Origin of the sequence: Brevibacterium sp. FAM 27836, from assembly GCF_051351055.1 — a bacterium.
In the GTDB taxonomy this organism is placed as follows: Bacteria; Actinomycetota; Actinomycetes; order Actinomycetales; family Brevibacteriaceae; genus Brevibacterium.
On record NZ_CP195711.1, the window covers coordinates 2,788,077 to 2,804,806 of the forward strand.

General features: G+C 58.0%; 11 protein-coding genes. 9 read left to right on the forward strand and 2 right to left on the reverse strand.

The genetic code is table 11. The features are described from left to right. Nucleotides 1–63: 63 nt before the first annotated feature. From ACSE4D_RS12540 to ACSE4D_RS12560, 5 genes are all read left to right on the forward strand, one after another. A complete protein-coding gene (locus ACSE4D_RS12540; RefSeq protein WP_135538888.1) occupies nt 64–894 on the forward strand; it encodes a CDP-alcohol phosphatidyltransferase family protein in 831 nt (276 codons plus the stop codon). Next, entirely contained in the window at nt 891–1,814 is a 924-nt protein-coding gene (locus ACSE4D_RS12545) for a glycosyltransferase family 2 protein (protein WP_436326029.1), read from the forward strand. Before ACSE4D_RS12540 ends, ACSE4D_RS12545 begins: the two co-directional genes overlap by 4 nt. Nucleotides 1,815–1,957: 143 nt before the next feature. After that, nucleotides 1,958–4,078, forward strand: coding sequence for an acyltransferase family protein (locus ACSE4D_RS12550; RefSeq protein ID WP_436327135.1), 2,121 nt, complete (start codon nt 1,958–1,960; stop codon nt 4,076–4,078). 162 nt (nt 4,079–4,240) lie between these two features. Beyond that, nucleotides 4,241–6,838, forward strand: coding sequence for a hypothetical protein (locus ACSE4D_RS12555; protein ID WP_436326030.1), 2,598 nt, complete (start codon nt 4,241–4,243; stop codon nt 6,836–6,838). 53 nt (nt 6,839–6,891) lie between these two features. Beyond that, entirely contained in the window at nt 6,892–8,781 is a 1,890-nt protein-coding gene (locus ACSE4D_RS12560) for a glycosyltransferase (protein WP_436326031.1), read from the forward strand. An 18-nt stretch (nt 8,782–8,799) separates the two neighbouring features. Here the strand turns inward: ACSE4D_RS12560 and ACSE4D_RS12565 are convergent, their stop codons facing one another. Then, entirely contained in the window at nt 8,800–10,080 is a 1,281-nt protein-coding gene (locus tag ACSE4D_RS12565; RefSeq protein ID WP_436326032.1) for a CDP-glycerol glycerophosphotransferase family protein, read from the reverse strand. 156 nt (nt 10,081–10,236) lie between these two features. On the opposite strand from ACSE4D_RS12565, the gene ACSE4D_RS12570 reads away from it, so the two are divergent. The 4 genes from ACSE4D_RS12570 to ACSE4D_RS12585 all read left to right on the forward strand — a co-directional run bounded on the left by ACSE4D_RS12570 (nt 10,237) and on the right by ACSE4D_RS12585 (nt 14,994). After that, the gene (locus tag ACSE4D_RS12570; protein WP_436326033.1) at nt 10,237–11,307 is read left to right on the forward strand and encodes an acyltransferase family protein; all 1,071 of its coding nucleotides are present in this window, start codon (nt 10,237–10,239) and stop codon (nt 11,305–11,307) included. Nucleotides 11,308–11,496: 189 nt separating this feature from the next. Continuing rightward, complete coding sequence (locus tag ACSE4D_RS12575) at nt 11,497–13,230, forward strand: CDP-glycerol glycerophosphotransferase family protein (RefSeq protein WP_436326034.1); 1,734 nt, start codon at nt 11,497–11,499, stop codon at nt 13,228–13,230. Next, nucleotides 13,212–13,934, forward strand: a complete 723-nt coding sequence (locus tag ACSE4D_RS12580) for an IspD/TarI family cytidylyltransferase (protein ID WP_425120149.1) — start codon at nt 13,212–13,214, stop codon at nt 13,932–13,934. Before ACSE4D_RS12575 ends, ACSE4D_RS12580 begins: the two co-directional genes overlap by 19 nt. Then, nucleotides 13,924–14,994 (forward strand): NAD-dependent epimerase/dehydratase family protein, encoded by a 1,071-nt coding sequence (locus tag ACSE4D_RS12585; RefSeq protein ID WP_425120150.1) that lies wholly within the window; start codon nt 13,924–13,926, stop codon nt 14,992–14,994. Before ACSE4D_RS12580 ends, ACSE4D_RS12585 begins: the two co-directional genes overlap by 11 nt. Nucleotides 14,995–15,153: 159 nt before the next feature. Here ACSE4D_RS12585 and ACSE4D_RS12590 read toward each other — a convergent pair whose 3' ends face one another. Then, nucleotides 15,154–16,632 carry a glycerophosphodiester phosphodiesterase family protein gene (locus ACSE4D_RS12590; RefSeq protein WP_425120151.1) on the reverse strand — a complete coding sequence of 493 codons (1,479 nt, stop codon included), beginning with the start codon at nt 16,630–16,632 and terminating at the stop codon, nt 15,154–15,156. Nucleotides 16,633–16,730 lie beyond the last annotated feature (98 nt).

Below are 16,730 nucleotides of genomic sequence, written 5' to 3' on the forward strand. Positions count from 1 at the left end.
GAGATGGCGCGGTCTTCGCGCTATCGTGGCTGGACACCATCTAAGGATCAGAGAGGAACGGACGTGCCCGAACAGTCTCCGGCGAAACATCCGACTCTGTCGGAGCTTCGGGCCAAGGCGCAGCCGGTGGAAGTCCGCAGCCGCAAGAACGCCGAACACTGGACCGCTCAGCTCTACCTCCGTCACATCTCGATCTATTTCACGATGCTGCTCGTCCGCACGAAGATCAGTGCCAACGGCGTCACCGGTCTGATGATTCTCGCCGGCTGGTGCATCGCCGGCAGTCTCCTGATCCCGGGGATCTGGGGCGCAGTCCTTGCTGTGTTCTTCTCTCAGGTCCAGATGTACATCGACTGCTGCGACGGTGAGGTCGCGCGGTGGAGGGGAACCAGCGGAGCCAAAGGTGTGTTCCTCGACAAAGTCGGTCATTACACGACCGAAGGCCTCGTCGCGGTTGCCCTGGGTCTCAGAGCCGTGGGGGAGTGGAGCAACCTCGTCGACGATCCCGCAGGCTCCTACCCGCTTCTGCTGGCCGGAACGGTCCTGGCCGCACTGGTCCTTCTCAACAAGGCACTCAACGACATGGTCCATGTGTCGAGGGCGTTCAACGGCCTCGGCAAACTCGCCGATTCCAAAGAAGCCACCGCGCTCAACCCCGGCCTGGTCTCCACCCTCAAACGCATCGCTCGCTTCGTGCCGTTCCACCGCATCTTCCACTCCGTCGAGATGTCGCTGATGGCACTCGTCTCAAGCATCGTCACCGTGTTCGCAGTGTCGGCGGGAGCCGATCCGCTGTTCGGAGAACGCTGGCTCGTACTCATCATGGCTCCATTGTGCATGCTCTCCGTGATCGGACACTTCCTGTCGATTATGGCGTCGAGGCGACTGTCATGAACGATTCCTCGCGCATCCTTTCTCAGCGGGCCGAAGAGAACCGCCGCTACACATTCGGCGTCGTCGTATTGAGCCAGGGCAAACGGTTGGACGACCTCAACCGTGGGTTCGAGTCTCTTCTCGCACAGAAGGGCGTGGACCTCGACATCGTCTGTGTGGGCAACGGCTGGGAACCCGAGGGCATCCCCGAGGGGGTCAAGAAACTGGCACTGCCGGTGAACCTCGGAATACCGGCAGGTCGCAATGCCGGAGTTCCCCACGTCTCCGGTGAATTCCTGTTCTTCCTCGACGATGACGCCTGGCTGCCTGATGACACTTCGCTGATGCGCATGGCCCAGCTGATGCGCACCAAACCGAGAATCGGACTGGTCCAGCCCCGCGTCGAAGAGCCCGGCGGACCGAACTCACCGAAACGCTGGATCCCCCGGCTGAAGAAGGGCGCGGCCGACCATTCGTCGAACGTGTTCTCAGTCTGGGAAGGCGCGGTCTGCATGCAGAGACGTGCCTTCGACGAATGCGGCGGATGGCCGGGACCGTTCTGGTACGCCCACGAGGGCATCGAACTCGCGTGGCGAGTCTGGGATGCCGGCTATATCGTCTGGTACATGGGGGACCTTACCGTCGCGCACCCTGTGATCGACCCCAGACGCCACGACGAGTACTTCTATATGAACGCGAGGAACCGCGTCTGGTTGGCACGACGCAACCTGCCGTGGCCATTCAGCTGGGCTTATGTCTGTTCGTGGACCGTGAATCAGTGCATCAAATGGGCGAACAAGCCGCACCAGCTCAAAGCGTGGATGGAAGGATGGCGTGCCGGTTGGCGACTCGACCCCTGGGCCGATGACGAAGACCGACGCAAGCTGTCCGGACGCGGCGTGCTGCGCATGTCCCGGCACGGTCGACCGCCGATCGTATGATCATGCACGGTCCCAGCCGCCGGTAGATGCGGATTCTGCGCATCGCGTTTGCCACCGGTCGTCGTGAATCGCGAAACAGAGAAAAGACAGGGACCGCAGTCGGGTCCTGTCCATCCGACTGAGAAACCAAGTGGAGCCGATTGATGCAGCCGACAGCCCCCGTCGCGGAAAACTCCCCCACAAGGAACACCGCGCCGAAGCCGACCGGGTTTCGCGCTGATATTCAGGGGCTGCGTGCGCTGGCTGTGGGAATGGTTCTTCTCTACCACCTGTGGCCGGCCCACTTTCGCGGCGGTTTCGCCGGAGTTGACGTCTTCTTCGTCATCTCGGGATTCCTCATCACCAGCCACCTCATCAAAACCCCACCGCGAAATTGGGCCGATGTGGCCAAGTTCTGGGCACGACGGATCCGACGACTTCTGCCGGCCTCACTTCTCGTGCTCTTCCTCGTCGGGATCGCCACGTTCCTTGTCGCACCGCAGTCGATTTGGGCCGACACCGGCCGGCAGATCCTCTCCGCAGGTCTCTACGTCGTCAATTGGGACTTCGCCATCTCCAGCGTCGATTATCTGGCGGCCGACAACGCTCCCTCACCCGTGCAGCACTTCTGGTCGCTGTCCGTCGAAGAACAGTTCTACTTCGTCTGGCCGATGATCATCGGGTTGGCCTTCCTCATCGGCACGAAGCTCGGGCGATCCAAATTGGCCGTCGGCCTCACTGTCGTCGCGATCTTCCTCGCCTCGTTCGTCTTCTCCGTGTGGTACACGACGTCAGAGCCGGCCATGGCCTACTTCGTCACCCCCACGCGGATGTGGGAATTGGCAGCGGGCGGTCTGGTCGCGGTCTTCGTTCTCTACGTCCGTCCCGAGCGTCTGCCCTTCAGTTCGCTGCTCGGGTGGATCGGACTCGCCGGGATCGTCGCAGGAGCTTTTCTCATCCGCGCAGACATGCCGTTCCCCGGCTATGTCGCGCTCGTTCCGGTCGTATCGACCGCCCTGGTCATCCTTGCAGATTCGCGTGGCCGTGCTTCTGTGCTGCCGATCCTGTCATTGCGGCCGATTCGGTTCCTCGGTGACATCTCGTATTCCGTCTATCTCTGGCATTGGCCTCTCATCGTCCTCGTGCCCTATCTCTCGGCCAAGCTGGGCCGATCAGAGAGCCTCGGGGTGATCGACAACATCGCGATCATCCTCGTGTCGATCCTCGCCGCATGGGCGTCGACGACCTGGGTGGAGAACAGGTTTCGAAAAACAGCCCTTCTGAGCAGTTCGAGAAAGACCTTTGCCTTCGCCGGACTTGCTATGGCGCTGGTCGCCGCCCTCGGCCTGAGCCAGATGGTCGTTGCCGACAAAATCGTCGAGCAGAACGAAGACAAGCTCCAATCTGAGCTGGCCGACCCGGACTCCTGCCTCGGCGCCGCGGTTCTCCTGCCTGATGCGAAAGACAATCCGCACTGCGACGACAAGGACACGCTGCAGATGGAACCGGCAGCCGCGAAGAAGGACAAGTCAAAAGCCTATGCCGACGGCTGCTGGGCAAGCGCACCATATGCGGACAGACCTGAATGCACATACGGCGATGGGTCGAAACATGTGGCCCTTGTCGGGAACTCCCACGCCGGCCATTGGCTGCCGACTCTGGAACGGTTGGCCGACGAGAACGATCTGACGATCACAACGTTCCTGGCATCCAACTGCAGTCTGTCGACACTGCCACAGGAACTGTCGACCGAGGAAGACACGAAGGGCTGCCAGGACTACTCAGACTGGGTTGTCGAGCGCACCACCGAAGGCGGATTCGATGCCGTCGTCACATCCGAACGGCAGTCGACTCCGCTCCAGGGAATGGGCTGGGACGAGACTGAAGAGAAGGCTCCAGAAGGCCACCGCCCCATTCTGCAGAGCTGGGTCGACGCGAAGTTGGATGTTGTGGTCATCCGAGACACTCCCTACCCGGGAGGAGCGGATATCAACGTGCCGGATTGCGTCGCCAAGCATGAGGACAATCCCGAGGAATGTTCGGGGACTCCGGAAGAGTGGCATTGGATGGATCCGCTTGCTGCCTCGGCGAAGACCATCGATTCAAAGCGGATGTCGATCATCTATCCGCAGGATTGGCTCTGCCCGGAAGGACGATGTGAGCCGGTCATCGGGGGCGTCATCACCTACTTCGATACTGCCCACATCACCGCGACCTACGCACAGACTCTCGCACCTCAGCTTGATGCGAGTCTGCACCGGACCGGCCTCAGCACGTTCGACTGAGCAGATGAGAGTTCTATTCATCGAACTGACAGTCAAGTCGGTTAGCGTCATCCCCAACGGCTCCAAGCCAATCACCGAACATCGAAATCTCTGCAAAGGACGTGACGAGTGAGCACTAGAGGAAGAGCTGCTGACCGATACATCGGCAAGGGAAGAGAGCTGGTGAAGCCCGTGGTTCACGGGATCGCACGGCGGGCCCTGCCTGTGGTCGAAAGGGCATCGGGAACCAAATACGTGCGTGAACGCGCTGCCGGAGGAACAGGGAAATCCGGTGGAGCTTCGAAGAAGGCTGCCGCAACGACCGCTCGTGCCTACCGACAGCTCGCGATCGGGCTCAAAGGCAAGACCTCCGAAGAGACCGACGGGTGGAAGACTGCTCCTTCTGGACAGGAAGTCGCTGCCAAATCACGTCAGCTGGCGCGGCTGAAAGCCCACTCGACGCTGTCCGAATCGCTTGCCCACGGCTCGTCCCTCAACGCCGCGGCAGTCGACGCGGGCCGCGCTCTCCTCGCCGAAGGACTGCAAGGCGAAGCAGTGTCCATCGGGTTGAATCTGCGCAGCAAGCCGGAGTCCGAGGAAGCCGGCCGCACGCTTCTGGGCATGGCCTACCAACGCTCTTCCGATCCGGAAGTCGCTTGGGCTCAATTCGCGGGCGTGACAGACCGAGACCTCATCGTCTCAGCCGCCGAAGAATACTATCCGACATCCATCGACGCCCTCGGCGAAGACGCCCTGACGCTGCTCGACCGTTCTGACGAAGCCGGAGAAACAGACCGCTGGAGTGACAGAGCCGTGCTGCGCACTGCCGAATCGGCGTTCTGCATCAACGCATTCGACCATGTGCGCACTCTGGTCGAATCCAGGATCGACCGCGATTCCGATGCCGTCGAGTCTGCTGTTCACTATGAACTCACGCGGCTACTTGACTGGCTGCCCGGAGGCAGGCATCTGGAGCCGCTGCCCACGACCGAGGGCAGACGCAACTTCGGTGTGCTCAGCTATGACCAGCCGGGGATCCGCTCTCGCAACATCGGGGACTACATTCAGACGATTGCGTCGATCGGTCACCTGCTCCGCTACGAAAACCTTCAGTTCTCCGGGGACGAAGGTCTGACCGACCTCTTCGCAAAGCTTCGTGAAGAGGTCAAGGACGAACGAAAATATGCGGGCCCCCCGGCCGAGCTCAACCTCGTTGAGGTCTATCGAGACGGCAACGTCTATCAGGACATTCCCGACGACACCTGGTACATCGCCTTCGGATGGTACATGCACGACATCTTCGGAAAGTCGTTCAATATCCCCTTCCATCCGAATCTTCGGCCGATTCTGCTGTCGGTCTTCGTGCGCTATCCGGAAATGCTCACGCCCGACGCCATCGCCTATCTGAAGAAGTACGGTCCGGTCGGATGTCGCGATTGGCAGTCTGTCGCGGTGCTCCGTGCAGTCGGCGTCCCCGCCTTCTTCTCCGGATGCCTGACAACCACGGTCGACACACTCTTCCCCGCACCTGCCGCCGACCGCCGCGCAGGCACTCTGCGAGTGGACTGGATGAAGGACAACAAAGGACCGAAGAAGAAGCAGACCGTCACAGCAATTCGTGACAAGTCATTCCCTGAGAATCTCGAACTGGCGCGCAATTGGGTCGCGGACTATGCGTACAAATACAAGCACGTCCTCACCTCCCGGCTGCACGCCAATCTCCCTGCCCGTTCAGTCGGTGCCGACGTCGACTTCGAGCCCAAAAACAAATCAGATTCCCGCTTCGGCGGTCTCATCGGCATCGATGATGTCGAATTCGACGCCATTCGCGCCGGCATCCTCGACAAACTCTCAGTGCTGATCCCCCTGATCGCCACGGGCGCTTCAGAGCACGAAATCTACTCGAAGTGGGTCGAAATCACCGCTGACGATATGGCCGCAGCCGATGAATATCTGGCGACAGCCGAGCTTCCGGTCGCAGATCCTGCGACCGTCGCCGCGGCAGTGGAGGGACTTGAGCATCCCGCTCCCGAACCGCAGGTGACCGATGTCTTCATGACCGTGGAGAAGGGCGAGACGCCACTGATCGCGAGGGCGGCTGCCGCCATTGATGCTCACACCTCGGCAGACTACCGAGTGTGGCTGCGCGCCGGTGTGGTCACTGCTGCTCAGGCAGACGAGATTCAGTCACTTCTGTCGAAAGGTACGATCGAGGTCCTTCCGACGGTGACGATCGCCGGCCAGGAGAACGATCCCGACCTCGTGCAGGCCATTCTGCCGGCGCTGTTCCCCAACCATGAACGTCTTATTGTTGTGCCGGCCGCCTCGGAGGTCTCGGCGGACATCGCTGAACTCTCGACCGTCGATCTCGGTGATTCGCTGGCTGCGGCGAAGCACGACGTCAGGAAGCACCGTTCGAGCGGACTCACCGTGATGAGGAGAATCGCAAGCGCCTTCGGCGACGACCATGACGGGGCCCTCGACTTCGTCTTTGCCAGTCATGCAGGCATGAGCGAGGACTTCACCCCGTTCGATTCACAAGTTGCCGTGCTCAACTTGGAAGGTCTGCGCAACGACGGCATCGTCGAGAGAGTGATCGGGCTCGTGACAGACCACGGAATCAGCTATGCCGATGCGATGCCGGTGATTGTCGGCGGCCGATACTCGGAGCTCGACAGTGAGTGGAATATCCGGGCCCAGTGGGAGGCTGCAGACACCCCGAAACTCGTCAATTGGCGGCGTCAGGATCGTCATTTCGGGCAGATGGCTCTGTCTCGTTGAGTCCCGCCCCTGAAATCGCTGCCGGCAGTCGTCGCGGAGGAAAGGTACCACTAGTGAGCCTGAGTGTTCGAAAGACATCTGGCACTGCCGACGTCGGCGGCGCCGCATCCAAACCCTATCCGCCGTTCGGGACCGACGCGGTCCATGTCTACAACGTGCTGTGGGGGATTCCCGAGTCGATGGGCGGCATGACAACCGCGGCCCTTCGCCGGATACGGAGCTTTCAGACATACGGGAACTCTCTGTCGCAGACCATTCTGACTTTCGACCCGCGGATGGACACCGATGAGATCCGCAATCGGTTGATCTCTCAAGGAAAGATGCGAGACGACGTCGAGCTCGTGAACATCTGGCAGGAGCTGCGACAAAGGACCGAATCTCAGCTGTCGACGCTTGTGGGACAACCGCCGAATGCTCCGCTGCCCGCAGAAGACGGTGAACTCGAGAACATCACCGCCTACTATGACGCTTTCCGCAATCCCGCCACGGGAAAGATCATTCGTCGCAACTATCTCAGGAGCGACGGAAGTCTGCTGCTTGCAGATGTTCAGGACCCGAAATTGGGCCGACGATTCGTCCTGCATTCCGCGAGCGGTGAGCCGATGGCCGAGTGGCGGCGACCACGAGACTTCTATAATGCCTGGATCTCGTCGATTGTCACCGAAGATCCTGCTGTTGTCATCGTCGATGACAAGAAGGTCAGCGAGTTCATCCACGAGATTCCCGACCGTGGCTTCGGACTCATCCTCTTCCTCCACGGGACGCATCTTCGTCATCCGTGGAACGGCAACCATGGACAGATTCTCCCTCGGCGTATGGATACCGTGCGCAATCTCGACCGTTTCGATGCTGTCGGTGTCCAAACCGAACAACAGGCCGAAGCGATCAGAGCCATTGGACTCCCAGACGCCAACCTGAGGCTGCTCACGGGGGAGTTGCCGTCTGGGTCGGTGCTGTCTGAACTGCCGGTCCATCGTGAACCGAACGACGCTGTGATGATCGCCAACCTCCTCCAGCTCAAACGAGTGGACCATTCGATTCGCGCAATCGCGAAGTTGCGGGACCGGGGCATCAGCGTCTCATTGACTGTGCTCGGCGATGGCCCGGAGCGGCAGAATCTGGAACAGCTCGTCGAGGAACTCGACCTCGGTGACAGTGTCAATCTGCCAGGTTATGTGCACGACGTCCCCGACCGCTTGCAGTCCGCGTCATTCTCCATGCTGACAAGTACGAGTGAAGGTCTTCCACTGTCGATCATGGAAGCGATGGGCGCCGGATGCGTTCCCATCGTCTATGACATCACGTACGGGCCGAGGGACCTGATCGATCACGGTCACAATGGCTTCATCACACCGTGGAGCGATGTCGATGCGCTCGCTGACCAGATTGAGCAGTTCTTGTCGTTAGACGCCGCCCAGGTTGAGAGCATGCGGAGGGCGGCGATGAAGACTGTCGAACGCTATCTCCCGGAAGCCGGATACCGGCGGTGGCAGAGAACTCTTGAGAAGCTACGACTTACCCAGCTGCCCGGCACCCAAGACGGTGAGTCTGTTCCACCGATCGAGTCAAGCAGGCTCCGGACGGCGTCGACGCCTCGTGGAAGTCGGCTTGAGGTAGAAGTCGATGAGGTGCATCGGCCGATTGCCAAGGACCTGCAGTTGGTTGTCGCGCGACGCGACCTCAGCACATTCTTCATCTGCAGCGAGCCGGAGATCTCGACCCGACGGTTCGGGCGCCGACTGGCGCTCTCCTTCGAAGTGGACCACGAAAAATTCTCTGAATCTGCCGGTGAGACCTTCGATGTCTACCTGCGACGACCCCACGATCTGTGGACGTCGAAGCGGAGAATCAGCACCCCGAGGAGGTTTCGTCCAGAACGCGTCGGCGCTTGGGAATGGTACCCGACTAAACACGGGAATCTGTCCGTCCGGCCCCGATCATGACTGGGCCGAGCTCAGTGCCTACTCGTCGCTGGACTCGGCGTTGATGCTCTCGGAGTGGAAGCTCTCCAGCTCGACCGTGCGATCGGCGATGAGCTTGGACACCGCCTCGGTGAACAGATCGGTCGAAGTCCCCTTTTCGCCTTCGCCGAAGTAGAACTGCCTCAGTTCGCGTCGAGCCTCTGCCGTGGTGTCCTCTGCGAGCATCTCAGTGAGCATCGTCTCGATGCCTCTGATCGTCGACACGTTGATGACGGGGGTCGCACGACTGATTGGTGCTTCGGCGTTGAGCTTGCAGATGTCGTTTCGACGATCGGTCAGTGCGAGCGGCTTGTCTGGATGCAGATAGAGGAAGTCGAGCCCGACGCTGGAGATATCAGTGATCAGCAGATCGACGGTGTCGAACATGGCGAGGATGTCGCCCTGCATGAGCACTTGGTGCTGCAGAGGCTCATCAGCAATGGATGCGTTCGCAGCTTCAATGAGTGCGAGAATTCGAGCATTCGCCTCGGCCATCACAGGATCGTTTGACGCTTCGACTCTGGGGTGGGGTTTGTAGATCACGCGAGAATTGGGGATCTGAAGAGCGGCCTCGATGATCTGGGGACCGAAGAGGTCGACCGAGGAGTAGTTGTTGGAGTCGTTCTCTCCTTCCCACGTGGGCGCGTACATGATGGTGCACGCCGGTGAGGGATCGAGTTCGAGGGGCCTCTCGATATCCAACTGCGGCCGGCCGATCTTGACCAGCGCGGACTCGTCGAAATCGATGAGAGCTCTGCGGTGCCGCTCGATCGCTGCATCACCTGCGACGAAGACTTTGTCGTAGGATTTGGCCTGGTTCGAGACCATGCTCAGTTTGTCGGATTCACCGTGATTGACGTGCACGTGAACCATCGGGGCGAAGCCCAGTGATTGGAAGTTCGTCATTCCATTGTTCACGTACAGGGCAAGCTTGAAATCGTTGGCGTGATAGAAAGTGTGCAGGGGATCGAAGCGCCGCTTGAACACCATAGGCAAGTGAGTCATCTCCCGTGCCTGCAGAAGGGCTGAACCTTTTCGCAGAACAAGGACGACTCTGTGCTTCTTGTGCAGTTCTTCCAGTACCGGGAGCCACTGCTCGAGCTGGTAGAACTTGGAGCTGCGGTCTCCGAAGTAGACGACCACTTCGCCGGTGACGTAGCTGCCGTCGAACTCGTCTTCGAGGCGGTTCCACCGTTCGGTGCCTCTGATCCACTTGCTTGTTGCCTTCCATGCCGACGATCGCACGGCCCAGAGAGCTGTATTGCGGAGCAGACTCTTCACAGTGTCCCTTTCGAGATGGACTTAGGTTCTTCTGCAGTTCGAGAAGCAGTTCTGCGTCCAATAGTACGGGCAACCAGTTTGACGGATGCTGGACGGACTCAGTCGTACCTTCCAAGACTGACTGGAGCCGCATCCTCGGCTGGTAAGACGTTCCAAATGTCACGATTCGCGGACAAGATCGATCATCTGTCGGTATTATCGCCGACGATGCAAACGCGTGACTACAGGCTGGACAAGGCCAAAGGCATTCTCATCTTCCTTGTGGTGCTTGGGCACCTGCTTGAAGGGGTCTCCGGCTGGGATATGGGATACAGCCGTGGCCTGCTGACAGCAATCTATTCATTCCACATGCCGGCATTCGTCCTTCTGGCGGGTATGACGGCAAAGTCTGATCGACTGGGAGAACGCACTCTTACGTTCGCTGTGCTCGCCGTGGCGACTCAGCCCATCTACCTCTACTGGTCAGAGTTATTCGGAGTCGAGCCCGACCTTGAGATTACCGAACCGTATTGGATCACGTGGTTCCTTCTCGCAATGGTTTGGTGGACGCTTGCGCTACCGCTTGTCGAGCGGTTTCCTACTCCGATGCTGTGCCTTTCCCTTGCTGTCGGAATCTTCGGCGGAATCCTGCCGGCTCTCGACTACGAACTTTCCATCGGCAGGACCATGACCTTCTTCCCGTTCTTTGTGCTCGGGAAGCTCTATGGAATACGGATGTTGAACTGGGCGGCACAATTGAAGGCGTGGGAGAAAGGGGGACTGACTGTCTTGGCAGCATTGACGATAGCGGTTCTCTACCTGAACGACCTCGACAAGAAATGGTTCTACGGTGCGCGGGGATTCGAGTTCCTGGACTCGGCGATTCCCTACGGTGTGGGAGTCAGGGTCTGTATCGCTACCAGCGCGATATTGACGATTGCAGTGTTGTTCGCCTGGTCCGAACATCTGCCAAAATTTCTTGTTGCAACGGGCCAACGTAGCCTGGCGATCTACATCATTCACGGACTCCTCGTTCGGGCATTTGAGGGCAGTCTCAATTTGATGGTCGACAAAACGAGCGGCTCCGTGACGATCGCGCTTTGTATAGTCGTCGCCGCGGCGATCACGCTGTTACTCTCATGGTCGCCGTTGAATCGAGCGATTCGCTGGTTCAGCTCCACCCTTGCGAAACTTATGATCCAAGGCGCGTCGGTCGTTGTGCCTACGGATCGCCAGGGCCGACATTGAGGTGGTGATTGCACAATTGGACCGATTCTCCGCCCCGCGGCAGTCCGCGGCGACAGTCAAGAAGCCGAGGCTGTTAGGCTATTGCCGTTGCGAACGGTTGAACGTGATGAGTCTAGAAGGTGAAGCCCGCAAGGGTAAGGGGAGCGTGTGTCCGAAGAATTAACGATAGTCGACATCACTTGGGAGCGAGTGAATCTGCGCTTCCTCGTCAACTTTTCAGGTGGGGCGGTTGACTCCTTTTACCTCACGTCGAATGCGAATCCCGGCCAGACGTTGCTCCCGGTACAATTCAAACCGGTCGAAGGAGACCGATATGAGCTGACAATCAACGTCACCCAATTCAACCGCCGTGCGCAGGTGCCGAACGGTACGTACTTCCTGGTGGCCCTGCGCCGGGGACGGCTCCACCCCGCGAACTTCCCACTTGCTCGTGTCGGCGAATTGGATGACTGCTCGCGTGCATTCGTCTACAACAAGAACCGATCGGCTTACACTGTCACCTTCGGCGTTTCGGACGACGACAACGCGCCATTCTTCCTGATGCGTACCTATGCTTTCGGCCGATCGGCAGGAAAGCCTTCTTCTCGAGTCGCCAAGATCAAGTCGAAGATGCGCAAGAAGTGGACCAACACGAAGCGCAAAGCACTTCGTGAGGTCTATCAAGTCGCCTCCAGGAGGAGGCCCGCTGCAGGCAACAACATTCTGTTTGCTTCCGAGGCAAGACCCAATATGCAGGGTAACCTCAAGGCGGTTCATGACAGGATGATCGAGCGGGGCCTCGACAAGGAGTTCAACTTCGGATACTCGTTCCGCACCGGTCGGACTAGTTCTCGACAGAACGCCCTCAACCTCGCGTGGCAGATGGGCAAGGCGAACACTATACTGATCGACGACTATTTTGCCGTACTCAAAGACTTGGGCGACCGAAATCAACAGAAGATTATTCAGCTGTGGCACGCCGGAAGCGGTTTCAAGTCGGTTGGATACAGCCGTTTCGGGCAGTATGGATCGCCGAATCTTCGAAATGCGCATCGACTGTATTCATATGCAATCTGTGGATCACAGCATCTGCGGGATGTCTACAGCGAAGCCTTCGGCATCGAACGAGATTCGGTGTTTGCTACCGGACTGCCACGAATCGACGGATTTCTCAGAGAAGGCCGCGCCGAAGAGGTTCGTACCGATTTCGAGACTCAATTTCCGACTACAAGAGGAAAGCGCAAGATCCTCTGGGCACCGACTTTCCGCGGTCGAGGATCGGGCGACGCTCACTACGACTACGACATCATCGACTTCCAGAGACTGTACGCAGCTTGTGGCGACGACACTGTCGTACTTTTCCGCCAACATCATTTCATCCCGGACCCGGCACCTATCCCGCCGGAGTACGGCGACCGTTTGATTGATGTCGAATCGTGCCCGGACACGAATGATCTGCTGCTGATCTCGGACGTGCTGATCACCGACTATTCCTCGGTAATCTATGAGTATTCGTTACTCGAACGTCCGATGATCTTTTTCGCCTATGACCTGGAGAACTATTCAGCGACAAGGGGCATGCACAGAGAATACGAAGAGGCCGCACCCGGAAGCATCGCAACAACCTTCGACGAACTCATTGAGCTCATCCAACGGCCCGCCCTGAGCGTGGAGAAGACAAAGGAGTTCGTACGTGAGAACTTCGACTACGTCGACACCAACAACTCAGACCGCGTCATCGACACGCTTGTGCTCTCGACTCCCGAAGTAGAACCCTCTGTTGGGAGTGAAATCAGCTTCGAAGAGTTGATCGCGCAGGATGAAGCGCACGCACAGGGCGCATCGCAATACGAAGAAGAACCGGCGAACTCCGGTGACGACGAGTCCAACACAGACAACGCCGAAGAAGAAGATGAGGAAGCCGAATGGCAAACATCGCGCTAGTGTTCGCAGGCGGAGTTGGGGCCAGAATGGCCAACAGCTCCAGGCCGAAACAGTTCTTGGAAATCCACGGACGCCCAATCATCGTCCATACCTTGGATGTGTTTCAGCAGCATCCCGATATCGACGCGATCGCTGTCGCCATACTCCCGGAGTTCCGGGAGTATCTTGAACGACTCGTCAAGCGGTATGAGCTGACGAAAGTGCAATGGATCGTGGATGGAGGCTCGACGGGGCAGGAATCGCGCCACAACGCGCTGAAAGTCATTTCGGAAAGCAATGATCCAGACAGCCTCGTACTCGTCCACGATGGCGTCCGCCCGCTGATCGACGCAGATCTGCTGACTCGCAACATCGAGACCGCTTTGGAGTTCGGGTCCGCAGTCACGTGCACGAAGATGACAGAGACAGTTGTCGTCGAAGAAGGCGAGGGAATCAAAGATGTCATCCCGCGCGATCCGTTGTGGACGGCACAAGCCCCTCAGACATTCCGTCTCAAAGATGCTCTATCGAGCTACGATCGTGCAGTAGCTGAAGGCGAACACGACTCGATTGACACCTGCACGCTCATGCACGGCTACGGGTACGACATCCGCAGAGTGGAAGGGCCGCGCACCAATATCAAGATCACGACCGCTTCCGACTACTATATCTGCCGTACCTTCCTGACGCTGATTGAGGATCGGGAGGCATTCGGTGGCGAATGATGTTGTGCTGTTTGACTCGCCGGTATTCCTCGAGGACACCAGAGCCATTGCTCAAATGGACCTGCCCTGGGACAGCTACCGGGGGCAGAACATCCTTGTGACTGGTGCCTCGGGGATGATCCCGATGTACATCGTCGGTGCTCTTCTCGCCGCAAACGACGTACATGATCTCGGGTTGCGTGTGACCGGGACGGTGCGCAATCCCGCAAAAGCGGAAAAGCGGTTCGGAAGTGCTCTCGAGCGAAGTGATTTCACGCTACTCAAGAGCGACGTGATTGATCCGCAAGAGTTTGCGGAACCGTTCGATACTGTCTTCCACGGCGCTTCACCCGCACGACCGTCATTGCACAAGAGCTCTCCTGTCACGACGCTCAAAGCAAATACATTGGGCACATTGAACCTGCTGGATGCTCAGGTGGCCGCCGGCGGTGGGTCGTTCGTCCTGTTGTCCTCCTCAGAGGTATACGGCGCCGTGGATGCAGACCGGCTCATTTCCGAAGAGTCGACGGGTAAGCTCCAACACTTCGCTCCCAGGGCAAGCTATTCGGAAGGCAAACGGGTCGCGGAGACCGCGTTGGCTGCTTACTCGGCAGAGTTCGGTATCAAGGCCCTCAGCCTTCGATTCGGCCACATCTTCGGCCCAGGAATGGCACTTGATGATGGTCGCGTTCAAGCAGACTTTCTGTCCGACGTGGTCAATGGCAGAGACATCAGAATGATGAGCGCCGGTGCCGCGATGCGCACTTACACATATGTCGGTGATGCTGTCGCAGGGCTGTTCTTCGCCCATCTCCTGGGCGAAGAAGCCGTTTATAACGTAGCCGATCCGGATGGGAATGTCACCATTCGAGAGCTTGCACAGATATATGTTAATGCGCGACCGGAGGCTGGACTCAGCCTGGCCTTTGACAATCAGGATGACAGCGGAGCGTTTTCGCCTGTGGCAGCCCTGGGCCTCGCAGCTCATAAGTTGGAAGGGCTGGGCTGGAAACCAACTAACAGTCTTGCCGAGGGGGTTTCAAGAACGATACGTTCATTTGAAGACGGGCCGCTGATTTAGGTCGTACTTATGCTACTTTTCTGCCCATCTGCTGAAATTCAGCTTCCTTCGGCGACGTTTCGCAAGCTACCAGATGACCACGTGTTCTGTAAGTTCGTTTAGGTAGTCCGGTCCACTACTATTATGTAGCGGACCATTGCAGGGAGTTCAGTCGCGGGGCTACCTTCGAACTATTGGCAACATCTTGTCCAGGAGCCGGACGAGGCGCGAAGCTGGTTCCCAGGCAGCAACCATCACGACTTTTGCTCCGTCAACTGTCTGGATTATGGGCAAAGTATCGTGGTCATGGAACAGATATCGCTCTGTCGCCGGGGCGGTAAGCGTCTCCTTCTTGTTTCGGAACGTGCCGTCGGTGCAGTACCAACGAGGTTTGCCGTCTATCCTCACTCGCATTCGCCATCCCACAAAACGCTTGCCCTTCAAGGCAAACCTAGGTGGGTGCAGCTGTTGAAACCCGTCGTTCTTCCACCGTTTGTCGTCGCGCATCTCAAACGCTCCGCTCTTCAACTTGTGAAGGGTCCGGTGAGGATCACTTCCGGGGTCTTTCGTGGAAAAGCTCGCAACGGCGTTTGGGGAACCGCTGTGATAGAAGACGTAGAATTCCTTTTGGCCCTCGCTACCACTAGCTTCTTGCAAGAGTTCAGGGGTCACAAAATCCGTGCAGATCGTATCGATCCCGGAACGGAGAAGAGCATCGGCTAGGGGAGCATCCTTCTCAACCGTGTAGCCAAGAATATAGAGCCCAGCTGCCTTAATCTGTTTGATGATGCTTTGTGTTACAAGACCCCAGCGAAGCGCGAGCGCGCAAATACCGGTATCTAGGCAATAGGTAATTGCACTATCGAGCCGTTCCATCTTCATTCCCAGCAGGTATTGGTAGTGTTGGAACTGGTAGACAGAGTCGATATCTTTGTGCATTTGCGCGGAGTGAACCTGAATGAGCAACCTACTGAGCGCTTCGTCATCGTGTTGGAAATCATTTAGCAGCGACTCAATACGCTTCTTGGCATCCTCGCCGACTACTCGGTGGAAATCGATTTCAAAAGTGAATTGGGGATGGTGTCTGACGATCTCATACAGTTGCCGCCCATCCATGACCGGTTCGCCGGAAACGGTCAAACTCATGACTCTTTCGTAAGTCATCTCAGCGATGTTTTCGAGCTTCTGAGTGTCCGAAGTTGTGATCCGCGGACTCGACGCGATCAATCGCTCGTCGAGGGTGTAAGAGAGGTCGACTTCAAAGTATGTATGTTCATTCTCGAGCGAATGTTCGAAAGCTGCGCGAGAATTGGTGTAAGTTGTATTCCTGAAACCTCCGAGTGCGTGGGCCATGAGCCTGTTCGAAAACATTCTCGACCCGCAGTTTGCGCTATGGCCATCGGAGGATACCCATTGAGCCTCGAGCACGGTGTTGTTGCCGATTGGCATGTTCAACTCGGACATGTCTTGGTTCGGTTGAACGAGTACCTTCTCCATATCCTCGGATGTCTCTTGCCAACCGCTCCTTTGGGTCAGCCACATCCAGGTGTCGGCGACTCTCTTGCGGACATGGAAACCGACCAGCTGACCTTCTTTGTGGGAGAAACCATTGATGACCAGGTTGTCGCTTGGCTCGTCCATAATCGGTTGAAGAGCCACGTACTTTCTACTCCCAGATCCAGAGCTCGAATAGAAGCCTTGGATACCTCTGGCAGCGAACTCTTTCGCATAGTTATGAGAGGTAGCCCCATTCCCCT

Bases quoted from the DNA above. Each gene is read 5' to 3' on its own strand.
- ACSE4D_RS12580 (WP_425120149.1), top strand. From the start codon at position 13,212: ATGGCAAACATCGCGCTAGTGTTCGCAGGCGGAGTTGGGGCCAGAATG.
- ACSE4D_RS12545 (WP_436326029.1), top strand. From the start codon at position 891: ATGAACGATTCCTCGCGCATCCTTTCTCAGCGGGCCGAAGAGAACCGC.
- ACSE4D_RS12550 (WP_436327135.1), top strand. From the start codon at position 1,958: ATGCAGCCGACAGCCCCCGTCGCGGAAAACTCCCCCACAAGGAACACC.
- ACSE4D_RS12570 (WP_436326033.1), top strand. From the start codon at position 10,237: ATGTCACGATTCGCGGACAAGATCGATCATCTGTCGGTATTATCGCCG.